At 36.2% G+C, this 21,470-nt stretch carries 18 protein-coding genes; 13 read left to right on the top strand and 5 right to left on the bottom strand.

The window, feature by feature from the left end; translation table 11 throughout:
- Positions 1-113: 113 nt before the first annotated feature.
- Entirely contained in the window at positions 114-515 is a 402-nt protein-coding gene (locus tag ACZ098_RS00875) for a helix-turn-helix domain-containing protein (RefSeq protein WP_487309841.1), read from the bottom strand.
- Between the two features lie 172 nt (positions 516-687).
- On the opposite strand from ACZ098_RS00875, the gene ACZ098_RS00880 reads away from it, so the two are divergent.
- The 4 genes from ACZ098_RS00880 to ACZ098_RS00895 all read left to right on the top strand — a co-directional run bounded on the left by ACZ098_RS00880 (position 688) and on the right by ACZ098_RS00895 (position 5,908).
- Positions 688-1,566 (top strand): hypothetical protein, encoded by an 879-nt coding sequence (locus tag ACZ098_RS00880; RefSeq protein WP_487309842.1) that lies wholly within the window; start codon positions 688-690, stop codon positions 1,564-1,566.
- A 326-nt stretch (positions 1,567-1,892) separates the two neighbouring features.
- A complete protein-coding gene (locus ACZ098_RS00885) occupies positions 1,893-2,549 on the top strand; it encodes a Yip1 family protein (protein ID WP_487309843.1) in 657 nt (218 codons plus the stop codon).
- Between the two features lie 1,554 nt (positions 2,550-4,103).
- Positions 4,104-4,712 carry an outer membrane beta-barrel protein gene (locus tag ACZ098_RS00890; protein ID WP_487309844.1) on the top strand — a complete coding sequence of 203 codons (609 nt, stop codon included), beginning with the start codon at positions 4,104-4,106 and terminating at the stop codon, positions 4,710-4,712.
- 143 nt (positions 4,713-4,855) lie between these two features.
- Positions 4,856-5,908 (top strand): hypothetical protein, encoded by a 1,053-nt coding sequence (locus ACZ098_RS00895; protein WP_487309845.1) that lies wholly within the window; start codon positions 4,856-4,858, stop codon positions 5,906-5,908.
- A gap of 257 nt (positions 5,909-6,165) precedes the next feature.
- Here the strand turns inward: ACZ098_RS00895 and ACZ098_RS00900 are convergent, their stop codons facing one another.
- Positions 6,166-6,930 carry an XRE family transcriptional regulator gene (locus ACZ098_RS00900; protein ID WP_487309846.1) on the bottom strand — a complete coding sequence of 255 codons (765 nt, stop codon included), beginning with the start codon at positions 6,928-6,930 and terminating at the stop codon, positions 6,166-6,168.
- A gap of 103 nt (positions 6,931-7,033) precedes the next feature.
- Between ACZ098_RS00900 and dinB the strand changes: the two genes are divergently transcribed.
- From dinB to ACZ098_RS00935, 7 genes are all read left to right on the top strand, one after another.
- Positions 7,034-8,197 (top strand): DNA polymerase IV, encoded by a 1,164-nt coding sequence (gene dinB, locus ACZ098_RS00905; RefSeq protein ID WP_487309847.1) that lies wholly within the window; start codon positions 7,034-7,036, stop codon positions 8,195-8,197.
- A gap of 1 nt (position 8,198) precedes the next feature.
- Positions 8,199-11,255 carry a DNA polymerase III subunit alpha gene (locus tag ACZ098_RS00910; protein ID WP_487309848.1) on the top strand — a complete coding sequence of 1,019 codons (3,057 nt, stop codon included), beginning with the start codon at positions 8,199-8,201 and terminating at the stop codon, positions 11,253-11,255.
- 136 nt (positions 11,256-11,391) lie between these two features.
- Positions 11,392-11,970 carry a YdeI/OmpD-associated family protein gene (locus tag ACZ098_RS00915; protein ID WP_487309849.1) on the top strand — a complete coding sequence of 193 codons (579 nt, stop codon included), beginning with the start codon at positions 11,392-11,394 and terminating at the stop codon, positions 11,968-11,970.
- A 178-nt stretch (positions 11,971-12,148) separates the two neighbouring features.
- Complete coding sequence (locus ACZ098_RS00920; protein WP_487309850.1) at positions 12,149-12,871, top strand: sterol desaturase family protein; 723 nt, start codon at positions 12,149-12,151, stop codon at positions 12,869-12,871.
- Positions 12,872-13,016: 145 nt separating this feature from the next.
- Positions 13,017-13,520 carry a DUF2911 domain-containing protein gene (locus ACZ098_RS00925; protein ID WP_487309851.1) on the top strand — a complete coding sequence of 168 codons (504 nt, stop codon included), beginning with the start codon at positions 13,017-13,019 and terminating at the stop codon, positions 13,518-13,520.
- A gap of 108 nt (positions 13,521-13,628) precedes the next feature.
- On the top strand, positions 13,629-14,411 hold the full coding sequence (locus ACZ098_RS00930; protein WP_487309852.1) for an RMD1 family protein: 783 nt from the start codon (positions 13,629-13,631) through the stop codon (positions 14,409-14,411).
- An 85-nt stretch (positions 14,412-14,496) separates the two neighbouring features.
- The gene (locus ACZ098_RS00935; RefSeq protein ID WP_487309853.1) at positions 14,497-15,213 is read left to right on the top strand and encodes a 3-ketoacyl-ACP reductase; all 717 of its coding nucleotides are present in this window, start codon (positions 14,497-14,499) and stop codon (positions 15,211-15,213) included.
- A 1,234-nt stretch (positions 15,214-16,447) separates the two neighbouring features.
- Here ACZ098_RS00935 and ACZ098_RS00940 read toward each other — a convergent pair.
- A complete protein-coding gene (locus ACZ098_RS00940; protein WP_487309854.1) occupies positions 16,448-16,738 on the bottom strand; it encodes a GIY-YIG nuclease family protein in 291 nt (96 codons plus the stop codon).
- A 679-nt stretch (positions 16,739-17,417) separates the two neighbouring features.
- Here ACZ098_RS00940 and ACZ098_RS00945 point away from each other — a divergent pair.
- The gene (locus ACZ098_RS00945; protein WP_487309855.1) at positions 17,418-17,912 is read left to right on the top strand and encodes a YfbM family protein; all 495 of its coding nucleotides are present in this window, start codon (positions 17,418-17,420) and stop codon (positions 17,910-17,912) included.
- A 146-nt stretch (positions 17,913-18,058) separates the two neighbouring features.
- Here the strand turns inward: ACZ098_RS00945 and ACZ098_RS00950 are convergent, their stop codons facing one another.
- Both ACZ098_RS00950 and ACZ098_RS00955 read right to left on the bottom strand, forming a co-directional pair.
- Positions 18,059-19,516 carry a MoxR family ATPase gene (locus tag ACZ098_RS00950; protein ID WP_487309856.1) on the bottom strand — a complete coding sequence of 486 codons (1,458 nt, stop codon included), beginning with the start codon at positions 19,514-19,516 and terminating at the stop codon, positions 18,059-18,061.
- Positions 19,517-19,604: 88 nt separating this feature from the next.
- A complete protein-coding gene (locus tag ACZ098_RS00955; protein ID WP_487309857.1) occupies positions 19,605-20,723 on the bottom strand; it encodes a vWA domain-containing protein in 1,119 nt (372 codons plus the stop codon).
- Positions 20,724-20,831: 108 nt separating this feature from the next.
- Here ACZ098_RS00955 and ACZ098_RS00960 point away from each other — a divergent pair, with 108 nt between their 5' ends.
- Entirely contained in the window at positions 20,832-21,404 is a 573-nt protein-coding gene (locus ACZ098_RS00960) for a pentapeptide repeat-containing protein (protein ID WP_487309858.1), read from the top strand.
- Positions 21,405-21,470 lie beyond the last annotated feature (66 nt).

Below are 21,470 nucleotides of genomic sequence, written 5' to 3' on the forward strand. Positions count from 1 at the left end.
TAACTTCAAAAATTTAAATGAAAGTTATTTTTTAACTTGAAAAAAATACTTCGTAGTTTTTAAAACCAAAATTTAAATAATATGCAATAAAAAAGAGGCAGGCGCCTCTTTTCTTATTTCTTCAATTGCTCCAAGTAAGCAACTTTTTCTTTTTCAGCCTGCAACAAACGTTCATATAATTTCTCCTTCTCTTCAAATAGAGCTACCACCTTATCTAGTGGATTAAAAGTACAACCATAATTTACAGCTGATGAATTATCAACATTATAAGTATTTCCAATAATATTCAGTACCGCTTCCTCACTAAAATTCTTAATCCCTTCCACACTAACATCCAAAGCTTGGGCTACTTTTTCCAGCAAAGCCTCATCAATCGTTTCACTATTCTCCAAATTACTCACCGTTTGTTGGCTCACACCAATTGCCTGCGCCAAAGCCTCTTGCTTAATACCGCGTAGTTCTCTAATCTTACTAATCTTGCGCCCTATGTGGCTTGGTTTGGTGGCTGTGCTCATAATGTAAAGATAATTAATAGTTGGGTTAGTGGTCGTCTGTAAAATACCAACCAATCGTGGTACGATACAAAGCATTGTGGTTCCATACAGCAAATGCCCTAGCTAACTTGCAGTTCTGATACTACAAAAATAGACAATTTTCAAATAAGTTGAACACCTAACAATCCAAATTATGAAAAACTTTCATACAATGCCAGAGGTAACCACAGTACTAGAGCAAGCGGCTGAGGTAATCAAACAATTTATAAAAACAAGCGCCATCTACTGCTTTGCAACCAAATCAGAAAATGAGATAAAAAGCAATGTGTTCAATCAAGAAAATACAATTGCATCGGCTAAAACCCACCTATTCTTGCTAGTAATTACAGAAGAAACAAAAAACAACGCCACCGCCGACCTAGCCGATCTAATTGCTGGCACAGTCCCAAACTGCAACGCAACACTACTACTCCACAAAGCAACCGCATTACGCCAACTAACGGCCAACCAAAAATGGTGCTTCAACCACATCATGACCAACACAACCCCAATTTGGATAAACAAAAATCAACCACCCTACCTCCACCTAGACAAAGAACCAACAAGAAAACCAGAACTCTCAGAAATCTACTGGAACAACCGTGTAAGAATAGCAAAAACATTCCTAGAATCCGAAAACCAAATTGAAGTATCAGGAATGGAATGCGTACAACACAGCATGCAACACATCGCCGTAGAGCAGATCTGCTTAGGTCTAATAGAAGTATTCCTAGGTTACCACCCCAACCACTATGCACTCGCCTACCTGTTCAACTTATGCAGTACATTCACCACACTCACCGAAGAATACTTCCCAACAAAAACCGAGGAAGACCAACTACTCTACAAACTCCTAACCACAAATTTCCACACACTAAGACACACTCAAACCAACTACCACAGCTTCACCTACACCGAACTACTATCAAAACGCTGCGGCGAATTCCTAGAAAACGCACAAATAATAGCCAATAAAGAACTAGTCAGACTAGCAACACTAAAAACCACCACAGAAGAAACACCCAACAAGTAAAACCCTAAAAAACCAAAAAGAAGCAGCACGGTAAAAGCTAAAATTAGAAAAAAACAGTTGTAGTAAATTTAGGATTAAAAATTATATTTGTATAATTATAATAGGATGTATTTAGTAAGCTGTATAGTTATTTTAGGACGGGTCATAGTGTAGGGATACTGTAGGGATCGTGTAGGGATACTGTACGGATAGTGTACGGATAGTGTATGGATAGTGTATGGATAATGCATGGATGGTGAAAGTAGGAACCAATGGTCAATTAAGCTAATACCGAAACAAAATTAAAGTAGACACAATCCTTCTAAGGGTTAAATTAAGAGAACAAGATGAGTGATTTCCCAGAATTTGTAGACGAAACAAATACCATTAACGCCGGTGCGGTACTAGAAAAAGTACTAACAGCTCCACAACGTGCCTTTGCCTTTATTGTAACCTACCAGTACCAAAGACACTTGCATGTGTTATTGATTCTTGCAGGTATAGCACGGTCGTTCGATCGGGCTGTGGGTAAGAACATGGGCGATACCATGTCGCTTTGGGGTATTATAGGTTTTTCGGTCGTTGCTGGCGGTTTGTTTGGGTGGATTTCCTATTATCTTTATGCGTTTTTCATGAGCTGGACAGGCAAATGGATTAACGGAACAGCGCCTACTTCTGCGGTACTTCGGGTCTTAGCCTACTCGACTATTCCAACGGTATTGGGCTTGCTTGTGCTGTTTGTACAAATTGCAGTGTATGGCAAAACCATCTTTATGGAAGAAGGAATTATTCTTGAAGAAGGTACTTTACAGCCTTTTGTTTTTTATGGGTTGGTAGCCCTTGAAATTGGATTGTCGCTTTGGAGTGTGGTGCTTTTGGTTATTGGCATTGCTGAGGTGCAACGTTTTTCGGTTGGCAAAGCAGTACTGAATGTCCTCTTGCCTTTTGTTTTATTAATTGGATTCATCGTTTTAATTACGGTTCCGTTTATGTTATTTGAATAATGTAAGTTCTTGATTAGCTACGCTTAGTTTGAAAAACATGAATTATTCTATAGTTCTCGATTAGCTTCGCTCAGTTCGGCAAGCCTCGGGTCAATTTTTAGAAATAAAAATTTGCATTTTTATCTCTAAAAATCACTCGAAGTGACGGTGGTGGTTAATTGAAGATTTGATTTTCAAAGCAATAGTTAAAGCTACTTAACGCCAAAACACTACTACCGTCACTTCGAGTGATTTTGTGGAATGTAATGGAGCAAAATTGTATCGAGAACTTTTGTGCAGGCTAGTTCTCGATACAATTTTTATAAAATAGCTAATCGCAATTTTATAAAAACCACTCGAAGTGACGGTGATATTGGATTGAAGATTTTCTCATTAAAGATTTAGTATCGAAATGGTGGTGGTTCATTGAAGATTTGATTTTAAAAATATAGTAAAAATTAAAACTACTAAACGTCAACACTCTACTACCGTCACTTCGAGTGATTTTGTGGAATGTAATGGAGCAAAATTGTATCGAGAACTTTTGTGCAGGCTAGTTCTCGATTAGGTTCGCTTAGTTCGACAAGCCTCGATACAATTTAATAAAAAATACTCGAAGTGAATTGTTGATACTAAATTTATCGCAAGCTTTTTTCAATAGTTCTCGATTAGCTTCGCTCAGTTCGGCAAGCCTCGGGTCAATTTTTAGAAATAAAAATTTGCATTTTTATCGCTAAAAATCACTCGAAGTGACGGTTGTAGTGAATTGAAGATTTGATTTTCAAAGCAATAGTTAAAGCTACTTAACGCCAAAACACTACTACCGTCACTTCGAGTGATTTTGTGGAATGTAATGGAGCAAAATTGTATCGAGAACTTTTGTGCAGGCTAGTTCTCGATTAGGTTCACTTAGTTCGGCAAGCCTCGGGTTAATTTTTATAAAATGGCTGAAAGAAGTTTTATGAAAAACACTCGAAGTGATGGTGGTGGTTAATTGTTGATACTAAATTTATTGCGAGCTTTTTTCAATAGTTCTCGATTAGCTTCGCTCAGTTCGGCAAGCTTCGGGTCAATTTTTAGAAATAAAAATTTGCATTTTTATCGCTAAAAATCACTCGAAGTGACGGTGGTGGTTAATTGAAGATTTGATTTTCAAAGCAATAGTTAAAACTACTATACATCAACATTCTACTACCGTCACTTCGAGTGATTTTGTGGAATGTAATGGAGCAAAATTGTATCGAGAACTTTTGTGCAGGCTAGTTCTCGATACAATTTTTATAAAATAGCTAATCGCAATTTTATAAAAACCACTCGAAGTGACGGTGATATTTGATTGAAGATTTTCTCATTAAAGATTTAGTATCGAAATGGTGGTGGTTCATTGAAGATTTGATTTTAAAAATATAGTAAAAATTAAAACTACTAAACGTCAACACTCTACTACCGTCACTTCGAGTGATTTTGTAGAATGTAATGGAGCAAAATTGACACTACCACTCAACTTAAAACTTAATGTAAAAAATAATTTAGAATTCCGTTTTCCTTATTATATTTAGACCAACTTTAAACACTATGAAAAAAATCAACTTACTTGTATTTGCACTTCTAACAGCACTTGCGACTCAGGCGCAACAATTGAGTTTCGGACCTGTTATTGGGTTCAATGCCTATGATATTGAAATTGATGGTCCGCTTGTAGGCGGTGGCGCCGTGAGCGGCTTGAACGTTGGCGGATTTGTAGACTATCAGATTCAAAAAGGTTTTGGTGCGCGCGGTGTGGTATCGTACAACAGCATCAAAGAAAACCAATATGCATTAAGTTCTGGAAATCAATTCAACGTACTGTTTGAAGATGCCGACTTGAATACGTTGCAATTGCATGGATTACTGCGCTTGGATACCGATGGACAATACAACAAAGGCTTTTATCTTATTGGCGGTTTTAGAATGGTGAACGTATTGAGTGCCAAAGTTCGGGACGAAGACGTGCAAGATTTTTACAAACAATCCAGTTTTGGCGCTTTATTTGGATTTGGTGTTACCATCAGCCGTCGTGTGGGTTTGGAATTGATGGGTGATGCCAATTTAACAAGTCCGTTATCCAATGATGCTAAGGCTAGAAACTATGGTATTTATGGAAATCTGACTGTGGATTTGGCTTCGTTTTTTAAAACCAAATAAATACAAACAGAGATACTTGCAATCGTTTAGTTTCCCAAGACATTTTATTACTATTGGGTTTGTAAATCTTTATTATTTAGCAAGTTTAGTTTTCTATTTACTAGTTGGCAGAAATTATTCCCAAAAACGACAGAAAAAATAAAATGGAAATAAAATACAAAAACACAAAATCTGACATTGAAAGCGCAATAAATTCCTTGTATATTAATTCATTTTACAGGATAAGTATTTTTTATATTCTATTTATAATTTTAGTAGTCGCAATCACTTTTGTAAAAGAAGCAAAACCATCTTTAAATATATTATACTTCATAGTAGCAATATTTTTAATTTTCTTTTTTAGATTTTATTTTATTCCTAAAACAAAGTCTAAACGCAATCTAAAAAAACAAATTGACATTAATCCTAATTATTTTTCTGAAGAAATACTGCGCATAAAAGAAGAAGGATTTGAAGTTAATTCAAATCGTTATAATGAAACTCAATTTTTTAATTGGCAATCAATAAAATATACTTATTCAACTGTTAAGTATTATTTAATAATCCTTCATAACGAAAAATTAATTTTAATAAATAAAACAAATTCTGAGCCTAATAATATTCTACCAAATATTATAGGAATAATTGAAGAAAAAAAAGTTAGTAAAAAAAGCAATTTTAATTCAAACCAACATCAAAATGAAATTAAAAACAACAAAACATTATATTGGATTGGATTGTTAGGAATAATACCAAATGTTGGACTTATTGTCGGAGTAATTTTATCTATAATTGGTGTTATAAGAAGAGATTTGAAACTCATTTTTATAGGAATAGCTGATATTCTGTTTACTATAATTTTTTGGACAATTTTGACACAAATTGATAAATTCGATTTTATCTCAAAATCTTTTGATAAACCAATGTCGGAAATGACGGAAAGAAATCTAAATGATTTAGTCAAACAAATTGAATTTTATAAAACAACAAATGGTAAATATCCAGAAAAATTAAAACAAATTGATAATAAAAAATCCTTTATATCTATTAATGAAATCTTTGAAACCGAAAAAAGTATAGAATTATATTATAAACAAGGAAATGGTAAATATATTTTAAAATCATTTGGTCCAGATAAAAAATTAAATACAAATGATGACATTTATCCTACATTAAAAATTGATAGCACAAAAATTGGATTACGAAAAGAATTATAACTTCTGCCAACAACGGTTTTAAGCCGCAAAACAAGGACCGAAATAGAAGTTTGAACGACCTCATCGCTGGAACTGTTGTGGTTAAAAGTCAGCTCCAACTGGAAATTGAAGAATGGGTTGAGCATAACGAAACTAGCAATCAAGAATTAAAAAATTAGTTATTGGAAGAGGGTGCTTTTTTTATATCTAAATGAACGTGTTGAAAATCTAAAAATAAGTAGCTTGGACAAGGCAATTCTTTCACTATAAAAATCGCTTTATTTCTTAAGTGCGTTAATCTCCAGTCGCAATTGCTGGAACATCTCTTTCACATTCATCACGCCCAAATCATCCGGTTGGTATTCTTGGGTGCAAAAACTACAAACGTGCTCCCAAATCTCTAGCATATCGTTAGCTTTTACCTCATAAGGTTGGTAAACAATATTGTCGGAATGGAAAATGAAAATTGTTTCCCGCTTGGGTTTTCGGTACAAGCGCTTGTAGACTATTCCGTCGTTTCTGGTCAATACAACATAGGTTTTTCCGTCTTTTACATCGGATAGTTTTTCGATGTACTTACCTACTACAAACGATTTGTCGTTGTGAGGTGGCATCGAACTGCCTTCTATTGGAAAGGCGCGGTACTTGCCTTTGGTTAAAAAAGGCAATTGCATCTGTTGGAGTTTTTCTATAAATTCTGGATCGCTGTACCCGCTTAAATAACCAGCCTTGGCTTTATAAGGCAAAATTTCGATGTAATCTCTACCCGACTTGTCGATGGTAATAGGCAACAACAAGCGGTTGTCTTCCATCTTTAGCATACTGTTGAGCGGAATTTTATTTAAATCAACATTAATCAAAATGTCAATACTGACGTGGAAATAATTGGCAATACGCTTTAAAATATCAAACGGTGGTTCGCTCTTGCCCTCTTCGTATTTTGCAAAACGAACTCGGGTAATAATCAACTCATCGGCTAATTTCTGTTGTGAAATTCCGGCTTGGGTGCGCAGCAATTTGATGTTCTCGGAAAAAATAGACATTGATATAATTTATATCAACAAATGTACTACTATTTGATACAAAATGAAATAATTTTGTAAAAAAAACAAAAAGTTATTTTAAAACATCCCTGAAATTACCCAAATGAGTCGTGCAATTGTACATATGGATTTAGACACTTTTTTTGTCTCGTGCGAGCGGTTGATGAACCCAAAACTCGTTGGATTACCTCTTATTATTGGAGGTAACGCCGATCGTGGTGTGGTGGCTTCTTGCTCTTATGAAGCCCGAAAATTTGGTGTACGCTCGGCAATGCCTATTAAGTATGCCCTACGCCTCTGTCCGCAAGCTTCCGTAATTAAAGGCGATATGGAATACTATTCGAATAAGTCGCACGAGGTAACTGCGCTTTTAAAAGAAGTTGCTCCAGTGGTTGAAAAAGCCAGTATCGACGAATTTTATCTGGACATAACAGGAATGGATAAGTTTTTTGGCTGCTACCATTGGACTAGCGAATTGGCGACCAAGATTCAAAAAGAAAGCGGTTTGCCTATTAGCTTTGCGCTATCGGTAAACAAAACGGTTTCCAAAATTGGTACTGGAGAAGCCAAACCACTGGGAAAACTAGAAATCAAAGCGCCCAATGTACAGCCGTTTTTAAATCCGCTACCGATTCAGAAAATACCTATGTTGGGTGAAGTTACCTTTCAATTGTTGTCGCGCATTGGCATTCGAAATATTCAAACGCTAGCCCAAATGCCTGTGGAAGTATTGCAACAAATGATTGGTAAAAATGGGGTCGAAATTTGGAAAAAAGCCAACGGAATTGACAACAACCCTGTTGAGCCGTACACGGAACGAAAATCGATTTCGACCGAGCATACCTTTGACCAAGACACTATTGATTTGACGGCCATCAAGTCGTTACTCACCAGAATGGTAGCACAATTGTCGTATCAATTGCGCACCGAAGTTCTTTTGGCTTCGACCGTGGTAGTGAAAATTAGATACAATAATTTTGATACCGAAACCAAACAACTGAAAATTCCCTACACCTCGTTTGATCATGTTTTAACAACAACAGCCTTAGATTTATTTACAAAACTGTACACGCGACGCATGCGTTTGCGACTTATTGGTATTCGCTTTACCGGTTTGGTTCGAGGTACCTATCAAATCAATATGTTTGAAGATACTACCGAAATGCTATCGCTGTATCAAGCCATTGACAAAATCAAAAACAGGTTTGGGATTGATGCCGTTTCAAGAAGCTCTTTGGGCACTATTTTAAAACAAAAAACAAAATAGCATGTACCTCAACTGCCACTCCTACCATAGCTTGCGTTATGGCACTATACCAATATCTGCACTTGTTGCACAAGCCAAAAGTTTAGGACTCACTTCGTTGGCATTGACCGATATCAACACTGTAACTGGTATTTATGAGTTTAAAAAACTTTGTGATGAAGCGCAGATTAAAGCAGTTGTTGGCATGGAGTTTAGACGCCATAACCAGCTGCTTTATATTGGTTTAGCCAAAAATCAAAAAGGCATTGGTGAACTGTGCCGCTGGTTGACGCAACACAATTTATCTAAAACTGATTTGCCAAACGAAGCACCGCTCTTTGAAAACGTTGTGCTGCTTTATCCTAGTCACAATGTTCCCGATATGCTACGACCTTATGAGTATGTTGGCATACAACCTCACGAAGTAATCAAACTATTCAAATCCGAATGGCAACGCTGGATACCCAATGCGGTTGTCCTGCAACCGGTAACCTTTAGCACCAAAAAAGAATACAACTTGCATCGTATTCTTCGTGCTATTGACAACAATACATTGCTCTCTAAATTAACTCCTACCGACATTTGTAGCACCACCGAAGTACTACAGCCTGTAGTGCAACTCGTAGCACATTATACCGATTATCCCGAACTCATAGCGCGCACCGAAGCGGTGATTGAAGCATGTAATTTTACTTTTGATTTTAAAACGCCACGCAACAAAAAGTTTTATACCAAAAGCAAAGAAGGTGATCGCTTGTTGCTCGAAAATTTGGCTAAAAGTGGCTTGCAAAAACGGTATGGTCCTAACCACAAAGAAGCACAAGCACGCATCATAAAAGAGCTGAAAGTAATTAATGATTTGAACTTTAGTGGTTATTTTTTAATTACTTGGGATATCATACAATACAGCAAAAGTCAAGGTTTTATGCACGTAGGCCGCGGTAGTGGTGCCAACAGTATTGTGAGTTATTGCCTTGGTATAACCGATATTTGCCCTATAGAACTCGATTTATACTTTGAACGATTCTTGAATGAAAACCGAAAAAGTCCACCCGACTTTGATATCGATTGGTCGTGGCGCGAGCGCGATTATATTTTGGATTATATTTTTAAGCGGTTTGATCCAAATCACGTAGCGTTTTGTGGTACTAATGTGGAATTCAAATACCGTTCTATTTTTAGAGAAGTAGGTAAAGTTTTTGGTTTGTCGAAAGAAGAACTCGACGGCTTGTCGAAAGCTAAAGGAAGAGCAATAGACACCAATTCGGTAGTAAAATATGTACAAGAATATGGCATGATGCTCGAAAAATATCCCAACCAACGCAGCATGCACTCGTGTGGTATCATCATTTCAGAAGAACCTATTACTAATTTCACGGCGCTCGAAATGCCTCCAAAAGGATTTCCTATTGTACAATTTGATATGCACGTTGCCGAGGATATTGGTTTTGAAAAATTTGATATTTTGAGCCAACGCGGTTTAGGAACTATTGATGAAGCCGTTAAAATTATTGCCAAAAACAGAGGCATCACTGTTGATATTGCCGATATTTCATTGTCTAAAAACGAGAGCAAGTGCAACGAGTGGTTGAGTATTGGCAAAACTTTAGGTTGTTTTTATATTGAAAGTCCGGCCATGCGGGGTTTGTTACGACGTTTAAAATGTGACAATTATAAAACTTTGGTTGCGGCTTCAAGTATCATTCGTCCGGGTGTGGCACAAAGTGGTATGATGCGCGAGTACATTTTTAGACACAACCATCCCGATCGCTTCGAATATTTTCATCAAGTTTTTCAAGAACAGTTGGGCGAAACCTATGGTGTAATGGTGTATCAAGAAGATGTGATAAAAATAGCATTACATTATGCCGGTTTAGAAGCGTCGTATGGTGACATCTTGCGTCGTGCTATTAGCGGAAAAGGTCGTTCGTTGCAAGAACTGCAAACGGTAAAAGATCAGTTTTTTGTATCGTGCGCAAAGAAAGGACATCCGCTACAATTGAGTCAGGAAGTATACCGCCAAATTGAAAGTTTTGCTGGTTATTCGTTTTGTAAAGCCCATTCCGCCTCTTATGCTGTAGAGAGTTACCAAAGTTTGTATCTAAAAGTCTATTATGGTATCGAATTTATGGTAGCTGCCATCAACAATGGTGGTGGTTTTTACCGAACTGAAATCTACATTCACGAAGCCAAAATGAGTGGTGCTACCATTCACAATCCGTGTATTAATCGCAGTTATTTCGAAACCACTGTTTATGGTACCGATGTGTATTTGGGTTTTGGACTGCTACACAATTTGAACAGTGAATTCATACAAAGTATTGTATCAGAACGTGAATTGCACGGTGACTTTACCTCTATTGACCAATTTATCAGCAGAGTACCCATAGGATTGGAAAGCCTTCAAACCCTAATTTTTATTGGAGCTTTTAGAAGTACGGGCAAAACTAAAAGCCAACTTATTGTTGAAGCGCGCATCCTTTTAATCCATCAAAAACCTGCAGCAAGTCCGATGCTATTGCTTGAAGAACCTGTTAAAGCATTTCAATTTCCGTTGATAGAACGTTCGGCTTTAGAAGACGCCTTTGATGAGATGGAATTGTTGGGTTTTCCAGTATCGTGCACACCATTTGACTTGTTAGAAACACAGTATAAAAGTGAGGTTGTAGCTCAAAATCTTGTGCAATATCTCAAAAAAGAAGTGAAATTAATTGCCTATTTGGTCTCAATAAAACAAGTGCCAACGAAAGCTGGAATGATGTACTTTGGAACGTGGATTGATGTTAACGGCGACTATTTTGACACCGCACATTTTCCTAAAAGTTTGATTAACTATTCGTTTAAAGGCGGTGGTTGTTATTTGTTGTTAGGTACTGTTGAAGTAGATTATCATTTCCCAACCATTACCATTTCTAAAATGGCAAAAATGCCTTTCAAACCCGATCCGCGGTATGCCAACTCTACTGCCTTGCAATTTAAAACCACCGAGCAACTTAGAGGCGATATCAGCACTACCGAACGTGCTCCCTATCCGCAAGCACACGAAATTAATTTACCCCGCATAAAAATGACCGAATAACCATTGACTCTTACTACATTATGTTTTACTTTTAAAAAACTTTTTTTAGAAACAGGGTGTGGCTTGCGAGAATGTAGCAACTATTTTGCAACTTAGTGCTACCAAAAAAGTGCAACCATAATAACCATTGATTGCTATGATATCCACAGAAAATTTTGAACAAGTACACATAACTTCTGCTGCCTCTTTGCGCGAATGGTTACTGCAACATCACACACAAACCAAAAGTGTTTGGCTAGTTACTTATAAAAAAGAGGTTCCAGAATACTACGTTTCGGTACAAGAAGTACTTGACCAACTACTGTGTTTTGGATGGATTGATGGCATTCGCAGAAAACTAGATGCTACCCGAACGATGCAACTAATTGCACCACGACGCGTTGAGCATTGGAGTCAAACCTATAAAGTACGCTATGCCAATTTAGAACAGGCTGGCCTAGTACATCGGTCTGGAGCACAGGCAGTAGCAGCTTCTAAAAAAGCTGGCTTATGGGATTTTATGGATGATGTTGATGCGCTAATCGTTCCCGAAGATTTACAACAATCGTTGGAGGCTATCCGTGCGGCAGAATTATTTTTTACACAATTATCGGCTTCCAATAAGCGGTTTGTACTACGGTATTTAAAGTTGGCAAAAACAGCTGCAACGCGACAGAAAAGGATTGCTCAAATTACTACGTTATCTGCTCAAAATAAAAAAATACCAGGGTTGTAAAACGAGACATTTATAGTATTTAAAGAATAATTTCTTACCTTTAAACCACTTTCGAATGGATCAATCAAGGATATAAAGTGTATAACAGCAAAGGCACTACAGAACAAGTGCATGCCTACAGCTCTTTTTGGGGTACGTAGTTAACAAAAAGGAATCAAAGTGTTCGACTAATCATCTTATGGAAGCTACATTACTGCACTTACTAAAAACAAGTACACCGCTGTTTTGTGGGGTTGTTTTTACCTTACTCTATTTTGCAGAACAAGTTTATCCGCAAAGGAACGAATTACTTGACCGCCAACACGATTTTAAAAACATTGCGATTGGAATTTTAAATCTTGTCATCATTTTTAGTGCAGGGTACTATTTTCAAAAACTAATTACTATCACTAATGCCAACCGTTGGGGCTTATTGCAACAATGGGAATGGAATTTTAGCATGGGTCTAATTTTAAATTTCATTCTCTTAGACTGTTTTCTTTACTGGTGGCATCGATTGAATCATACGATTCCTTTTTTATGGAAGTTTCATCAGTTTCATCACGAAGACCAAAAGATGAACACCACCACCGCACTCCGTTTTCATTTTATGGAGTTGCTCCTGTCTTATGCAATACGCTTTTTAATTTTCCCGTTATTAGGCTTCAGTTTAAGTGCGGTTATGTTGCATGGACTTGTATTGTTTCCAGTAGTATTGCTCCATCATTCTAATATTAAACTTCATCCTAAAGTTGATTACCTCTTGCGGTTTATCCTTGTAACTCCTGCTATTCACCGTGTACACCACAGTAAAGAAGTAGCCGAAACCAATTCTAATTACGGTGCGATTTTACCCTATTGGGATCGTATATTTTCCTCGCTCAATACCAACTACCGCAACAACATTACTTTCGGAATTTAATCTAGAAACCAAAACTTTTCGGAATGCACTAACACGACTTAACTACAAAAATAGCAGGGTAAAAAGTTAAAATAATGCTAAAAATAGTATAGAAGTACACATATCAAAGTACTTTTATTACTCTATTAACTTTAAATACTATCGAATGAAATCAAAATTCACTTTTTTATTATTATTATTTGTATCACTTGGAATTAATGCACAAGACAAAAAACCTGCAAGTCCAGCACAAACAACCAAAGCAACGGTAAACGGCAGTGAAGTTGTAATAAATTATGGTAGTCCGTCTGTCAAAGGTCGCTCAATTTGGGGAAGTTTAGTACCTTTTGGCAAGGTATGGCGCGCTGGCGCAAATGACGCAACTACATTTGAAACAAGTAAAGCAATCACTATTGAAGGGAAACAACTACCTGCAGGAAAATATTCTTTTTTTATTATTCCCGAGAAAGATAGCGCAATAATAATTTTTAATAAAGAGGCTAAACAATGGGGATCATATGATTATGATGAAAAGAAAGATCAGTTACGAGTGACGGTAAAACCGGTTGTAGCGAAAAGTCCATCGGAAAATTTAGTTTACACTATTGAAGATACCGCAGTACTACAAGTGAAATGGGACAATTGGATTATCCCAATCAATTTAAAATAATACAGTAAGGGTGAATTTAGGTTCACCCTTTTTTATTATCAATTCTTAGACCCTTGAAAAGTGTACTTTGTTTTGGTATTTGAATATATTTGTAAAAAATAATTCATTATGGACATCAAGATAGAAGCTATTCAACTAGCCGAATCGTTTAATATCAAAAAGTTTCGTGCCGACTTTCAAACCGAAGCCCATTCGGGTTCCACCACCGAATTGTTTTATTCCTTTCCAGACGATAATCGCTTTTTGTATTTGTTTGATTACGGCGTTGTTGTTTTTGCAAATTATGATACCTTGGGTAAAAGTGAACTGGTGCAATTTGTGAAAAATTATGCTTCAGAATTGGTCGATTTGAACCTTTCGGAAGAATACCGCATTGAAACCAACAGTGCTGTTGATAAACCTGTGGTCAAAAATAATTATGTTACCGTATCCAAAATCGATTCTTCAATGCTGCGTATTGTAATGCTCAATATTGGGCAATCGGTGGCATTGGATTATTATGAAAACCTAACGGATGATTTGATTTCGTCTTCCAAACACTACATTGTGCAATTGGAAAAGCAAGGAAAAATTAGTATTTCCAAAACCAATCTACTGAAATATATTGGCAAAGTACTGAACGTGAAAAACAGTATTATCGATAATTTGTATATTTTGGACGATCCGAATTTGGTTTGGGATAACGAAGAACTCGACGTGTTGAACCGGAACTTGAAAGCCAATTTCGACATCAATACACGTTTTAAAGATTTGGACTACCGACTCCAAATTGTAGAAGACAACTTGACACTTTTTACCGATGTGTTGAATGTACGCGAAAGCTCGAAACTGGAATGGCTGATTGTGATTTTGATTTTTATCGAGATTGTGATTAGTTTGACGTTGCGTTAATAGTTTGCTCAAGATAACACGACATAATGTATTGTTAAATTCTTTTCATCTAACATCTGTGTTGTAAATTTGCATAAAAAAACTCATGAATACTTTAAAAGGAAAAAAAGCCATTGTTACAGGCGGTGGAAAAGGATTAGGTAAAGCTACCGCTATTGCTTTTGCAAAAGAAGGAATTGATGTTGCTATTACAGGTAGAAACGAACAAAACTTAGTTGAAACGGTTGCCGAATTGCAATCGTATGGCGTCAATGCCATTTATGAAACTTTTGATGTTGGCAATCATGCTGAGGTAAAAGTTGGTATTGAACGCATCCTGCACCAATTTGAATCGGTAGATATTTTGGTAAACAATGCCGGAATTGCTGCTTTTGGAAGTTTTTTAGAAATGAGTCCTGAAAAATGGAACGCTATTATTCAAACGAATGTAATGGGAATGTACTATGTAACGAAAGAGGTTTTACCTTTTCTGGTTGCAAAAAATCAAGGTGATATCATCAATGTTTCTTCAACGGCAGGAATTACTGGTAATGCAAATACTTCGGCGTATTCCGCATCGAAATTTGCCGTTATCGGACTTTCGGAAGCTTTGATGAAAGAAGTTAGAAAAAATAACATTCGCGTTTGCACGTTAACACCAAGTACCATAGCATCGGACATGTCGTTAGAATTAGGCATCACAGATGGTAATGTAGAGAAAGTATTGCAGCCCGAAGACTTTGCAGAGCTTATTGTTATGGGGCTTAATTTGCCGAGACGAGCGATGTTGAAATCCGCTTCGTTGTGGTCTACAAATCCGTAGTTATAAAGTAAATCTCGAAGGGTTGTAAAATCCTAGATAATATCAAACCCTCGCAGCGTTTTGAACGCTGCGAGGGTTATTTATTGATACTGTATAATGAAGTTTATGTTTTATATAGTACTCGATTAGATTTCCTAAATCACAGTGAAAGTTTAAACTACTACACATCAACACTCTACTACCGTCACTTCGAGTGATTTTGTGAAATGAAGTGGAGCAAAATTGTATCGAGAACTAAATTGCACAAATAGTTAAAACTACTAAACGTCAACACTCTACTACCGTCACTTCGAGTGATTTTGTGGAATGAAGTGGAGCAAAATTGTATCGAGAACTAAATTGCACAAATAGTTAAAACTACTAAACGTCAACACTCTACCACCGTCACTTCGAGTGATTTTGTGGAATGAAGTGGAGCAAAATTGTATCGAGAACTTTTTTTGCATATTAATTCTCGATTAGCTTCGATTAGTTCGGCAAGCCTCGGGTCTATTTTTATAAAATGGCTGGACGCAATTTTATAAAAATCACTCGAAGTGACGGTGGTAGTGAATTGATGATACTAAATTTATAACGAGCTTTTTTCATTAGTTCTCGATACAATTTTTAGAGATAAAAATTTGCATTTTTACCTCTAAAAATCACTCGAAGTGACGGTGGTGGTTAATTGAAGATTTGATTTTCAAAGCAATAGTTAAAACTACTAAACGTCAACACTCTACTACCGTCACTTCGAGTGATTTTGTGGAATGAAGTGGAGCAAAATTGTATCGAGAACTTTTGTGCATATTAGTTCTCGATTAGCTTCGCTCAGTTCGGCAAGCCTCGGGTCTATTTTATAAAATGGCTAATCGCAATTTTATAAAAATAACTCGAATTACCGGAGGTGCTTAATTGATGATACTAAATTTATAACGAGCTTTTTTCAAAAGTTCTCGATACAATTTTTAGAGATAAAAATTTGCATTTTTACCTCTAAAAATCACTCGAAGTGACGGTGGTGGTGAATTGACAATTTACTTGTTTAAGATTTAGTATCGAAATGGCGGTGGTTAATTGAAGATTTGATTTTCAAAGCAATAGTTAAAACTACTAAACGTCAACACTCTACCACCGTCACTTCGAGTGATTTTGTGGAATAAAGTGGAGCAAAATTGTATCGAGAACTAAATTGCACAAAATGTAAAGGCTTTTACTCAAAAACACTCTATTACCTTCACTTCGATTTTCAATATTATTTAAACTTCTTTTTAGCTAGATTAGGTAGATCATCGAAAAGTTCGTTAATCAGGGCTTCTTTTTTCGCTCTTGACCATTTTTTTATTTGTTTTTCTGTCTCTATAGCTAAGTTAATATCCGTAAACTCACAATAAAAAACCAACTCTAGTGGCCTTCTTCTTGCCGTATAACAATCTGGGTAAAAACCAGTATTATGTTGAAACATTCTTTGCTCAAGATTACTTGTTACACCAGTGTAATATGAATTATCAGCGCATTTCAATATATAAACATAGGATTGTTGCATAAAACAAAAATAGAAAATAATTTGTATAAATTCTCGATTAGCTTAGATCAGTTCGGCAAATCTCGGGTCAATTTTATACTTTAAAAACTAGCGTTTTCAAAATAGAAAATCAATCGAAGTTAGGGTGGTAGTTAGTTCAAATATATTTTCAAAAGTTCTCGATTAGCTTCGCTCAGTTCGGCAAGCCTCGGGTCAATTTTTATAAAATGGCTGGACGCAATTTTATAAAAATCACTCGAAGTGACGGTGGTAGTGAATTGATGATACTAAATTTATAACGAGCTTTTTTCAATAGTTCTCGATACAATTTTTAGAGATAAAAATTTGCATTTTTACCTCTAAAAATCACTCGAAGTGACGGTGGTGGTTAATTGAAGATTTGATTTTCAAAGCAATAGTTAAAACTACTAAACGTCAACACTCTACTACCGTCACTTCGAGTGATTTTGTGGAATGAAGTGGAGCAAAATTGTAGCGAGAACTTTTGTGCATATTAGTTCTCGATTAGCTTCGATCAGTTCGGCAAGCCTCGGGTCAATTTTATACTTTAAAAACTAGTGTTTTTCAAAATAGAAAATCACTCGAAGAGACGATAGTAGTACCAAGTTTTTTAAATGAAAACCCATATGATTCAATCCTATTTTTATCTTTGTAACTACATCATTAAAAAAATAGATTTATGGGTATGATAGGAAACTTACTTCGAGTAACTAAGGATGAACTTGAAGATTATTTAAAAGATAGTTCTATACTTGAAGAACGAATTTACAACACTACTACTGAAGACGAAGATTTGGTTGATATTGATAAATCTTGGGAAGGAATTATCTATTTATTAACTGGAGAAAACATTCAAAATGCTACCGATGAATTAGTTAGCATTTTATTTAGCGGACAATTACTAGACGAAGAGCAAGATATGGGATATGGACCAGCACATTATCTAACTCCAGAGCAAGTAGCGTATTTTAATACTAAAATTTCACGAATTTCGTCAGAAGAATTAAAAGAAAAATACAATCCAAATCGGATGAACGAACTGGAAGTTTACCCAACAATCTGGGACGATGGTGCTGAGGCGTTTGACTATTTAGATGATAATTTTAAAATAATAAAAGTTACCTTTTCAGAAGCTGCAGCAAATGGCGAAGCATTAATAACCTTTATAAATTAAAACTTTATAGCTTATTGCTTTAGGTCTTAAATTGCCGAAACGAGCGATATTGAAATCGGCTTCTTTGGACTACTAATCCGTAATTATTTAAAAACCCTCGAAGCGTTTTGAACGCTGCGAGGGTTATATATTAATTTGAAGCTGTGTTACAATTTATTGATGTAACTGCTGTATAAATCCTTAAACTGATAGCCTACTTCTACTCGATCTTTACTAAGTTTGTCGTATTTTACCAATCCCCAAAGTACAAATTCTTTCAAGAAATAACGGTCTTCCGCTGGTGTTTCCGGTTGGTATTTCTGAATCAAATCTTCTAAAGGTTTTACTTCGTCCAATTGTTTTCTGTACTCTTCGTCGGTGGCATCGTCTAATAATTCGAAACCTGTTTCGGCGAAAAACCATTCTAGTATTTTGGCATACGGACTTGCATCTGCGTCGCGCTCCAGTTTTTCTATTTTCGGGAAAAAGGCTGGGAAATAGGTTTTGATGGCATCACTAATCAATTGTTCTGCAACGAAAGCAGCGCCTTCTTGTTCGCCTTCATAAACCAATTCAACTTTACCCGTAATGGCTGGAATAATTCCCATAAAATCGGATAGTCTAACTGCTGTATAATCCGCTCCAGACAACAAAGCTCTTCGTTCGGCCGTACTCAATAAATTTTCATAAGCCGTAATACTCATACGCGCACTTACACCACTTTTGGCATCAATGTATTCGCTTTCGCGGGCTTCAAAGCTAATTTGCTCTAATAAATCTTTCGCTAAATTAGGAACATGAACCGCATCCGATTGCTTTTGATCTAATTTCGCTTCTTGGTGCGTAATAGTTCTCGCGATGGCAACGGTTTCTGGATAATGTGTTAGAATTTGTGAACCAATTCTGTCTTTCAACGGCGTTACAATGCTTCCACGATTGGTGTAATCTTCTGGGTTGGCTGTGAAGACAAATTGCATGTCTAACGGCATTCGCAGTTTGAAACCACGAATTTGAATATCGCCTTCTTGCAATATGTTGAATAAAGCCACTTGAATTCGGGCTTGCAAATCGGGTAATTCGTTGATAACAAAAATGCAACGGTTGGCTCTCGGAATCATTCCGAAGTGAATTACGCGATCATCAGCATATGAAAGTTTCAAATTAGCTGCTTTTATCGGATCGACATCACCGATTAAATCGGCTACGGTTACATCTGGCGTGGCTAGTTTTTCAGAAAAACGCTCACTTCTGTGAATCCATGCAATTGGCGTCGCATCGCCTTTTTCGGCAATTATATCTTTAGCAAATCGTGAAATCGGATTTAATGGATCGTCGTTAATTTCTGAACCCGCAACAATAGGCATGTATTCGTCTAATAATTCAATCATTTTTCTTGCCAAACGTGTTTTCGCCTGACCGCGCAATCCAAGTAAATTGATGTTGTGTCGCGATAAAATGGCGCGTTCTAATTCGGGAATTACGGTATTTTCAAATCCGTGAACGCCTTCAAAAACAGGCTTACCCGATTTTATTTTCGTTCGTAAATTATCACGCAATTCGTCTTTGATACTTCTTGAAACGTATCCTGATTTTTTTAATTCTGCTAATGTTTTTATGTCTTTCATATAATTTTTTAATTTTAAATGCTAAATTTTAAATTTTAAATTCCATCGCTACAGCATTTAAAATTTTAAATTTTAAATTCATAATAATTTATTTAATCTTCTTCTTTCTATTTGATTCATAATCTTCAAAAATCATTTCTCCCAAACCTTTCAATCCGGTATAAAAGGCTTTACCTTGATTGGCTTCGGTAAATCGGTTTACGAATTTCTGCAAATACGGATCGTTTGCAATCATGAACGTTGTAATTGGAATGTGCAATTTTCTAGCTTGTGCCGCTTGGTTATAGCACTGTTCAACGATGTATTCGTCTAATCCGTTACTGTTCATGTAATACGTTCCATCTTTTTCACGAACGCAACTTGGTTTACCATCGGTTATCATGAAAATTTGCTTGTTGGTATTTCGTTTTCTACGCAGCATGTCCATTGCTAATTGTAATCCGGCAACCGTATTGGTATGGTATGGACCAACTTTGAGATACGGTAATTCTTTGATAGAAATAGGCCAAGCATCGTTTCCGAAAACCAAAATATCGATGGTATCTTTAGGGTAGCGCGTTGTAATTAATTCGGCTAAAGCCATTGCCACTTTTTTGGCAGGTGTAATGCGGTCTTCACCATACAAGATCATGCTGTGGCTGATGTCAATCATCAAAACCGTACTCATTTGAGCTTTGAATTGCGCATCTTCAACTACTAAGTCACTTTCCGTCAACTTAAAATCGTCGACACCATTATTGATTTGTGCGTTGCGTAAACTTTCGGTTAACGAGATGTTTTCAAGACCATCACCAAAATGGTATTCGCGGAACTCGCCTGTGAGCTCGTCGCCATTTCCAGAATACTTGGTTTTGTGGTTTCCAGTACCTGATTTTTTAAGATTTCCAAAAATCTGATCCAAAGCCGATTGACGGATTGCTCTTTCGGTTTTGGCTGTAATGCCAGTTCCCGAAGTTCCGTCGTCTTTGAGTTCTTCGCGGATGTAGCCTTTTTTCTTTAAGTCTTCTATAAAATCGTCGATGGTATAGTTTTCGTCGGTAAGTTTGTATTCGACATCCAATTGCCGTAACCAATCGATAGCTTCGTCAAAATCGCCTGAAGTATGGGTAATTAACTCCTTGAAAATCTCAAAAAGTTTATCAAATGGCGAAAGATTGGGCGCTTCGTATTTCTTGAATAAAAATCCTTTTTTACTGTTCTTTTCCATAGCATATAAAATTAGTATATAAAGTACAGAAGTCAACAAAACGAATACTAATTTTTAGTTAAAGTAGTCGTTGAAAATGTTTAATTTTACAAAATATAAAACCAATAGATGAGCGCAGATTATATTTTAGACCAAGAAATTGAAGGAAAAACATTTGAAGAAAAAGACATCAAATACAAAGATTTTGAAAATTGCAACTTCCACAATTGCGATTTCACTCAGTGTGATTTTATGGCAGTAACCTTTATTGATTGCAATTTTTTTGATTGCAATTTTAATGATACCAAGATAAATTATGTTTCGTTACGCGGCGCTTTTTTCACCAAATGCAATTTTACCAATGTGAACTTTGCTATGACCGATCAAGTGATTTATGATTTTGGATTCAAAGATTGCTTGTTGGATTATGCGAAGTTTTATGCCTTGAAATTGAAGAAAATGCAGTTCATCAATTGCAGTATGATTGCCGTTGATTTTATGAATAGCGATTTGACCGAAGCACTATTTGATAATTGCAATTTGCGAAAAGCCGTTTTTGAAAATACTATTGCCAACAAAGCCGATTTTAGCACGAGCTATGATTTTATTATAGATCCCGAAAAAAACAAGTTGAAGAAAGCACAATTTTCTTTAGAAGGTTTGAAAGGATTGCTCTTGAAATATGACCTTGTGGTAAAATAAACTCGCTACACAACTGAAAAATCCTACTAGCAAATTTGTATATTTGCTCCACTTAAAATTTAAAAA

The organism is Flavobacterium sp. SP2, assembly GCF_057626655.1.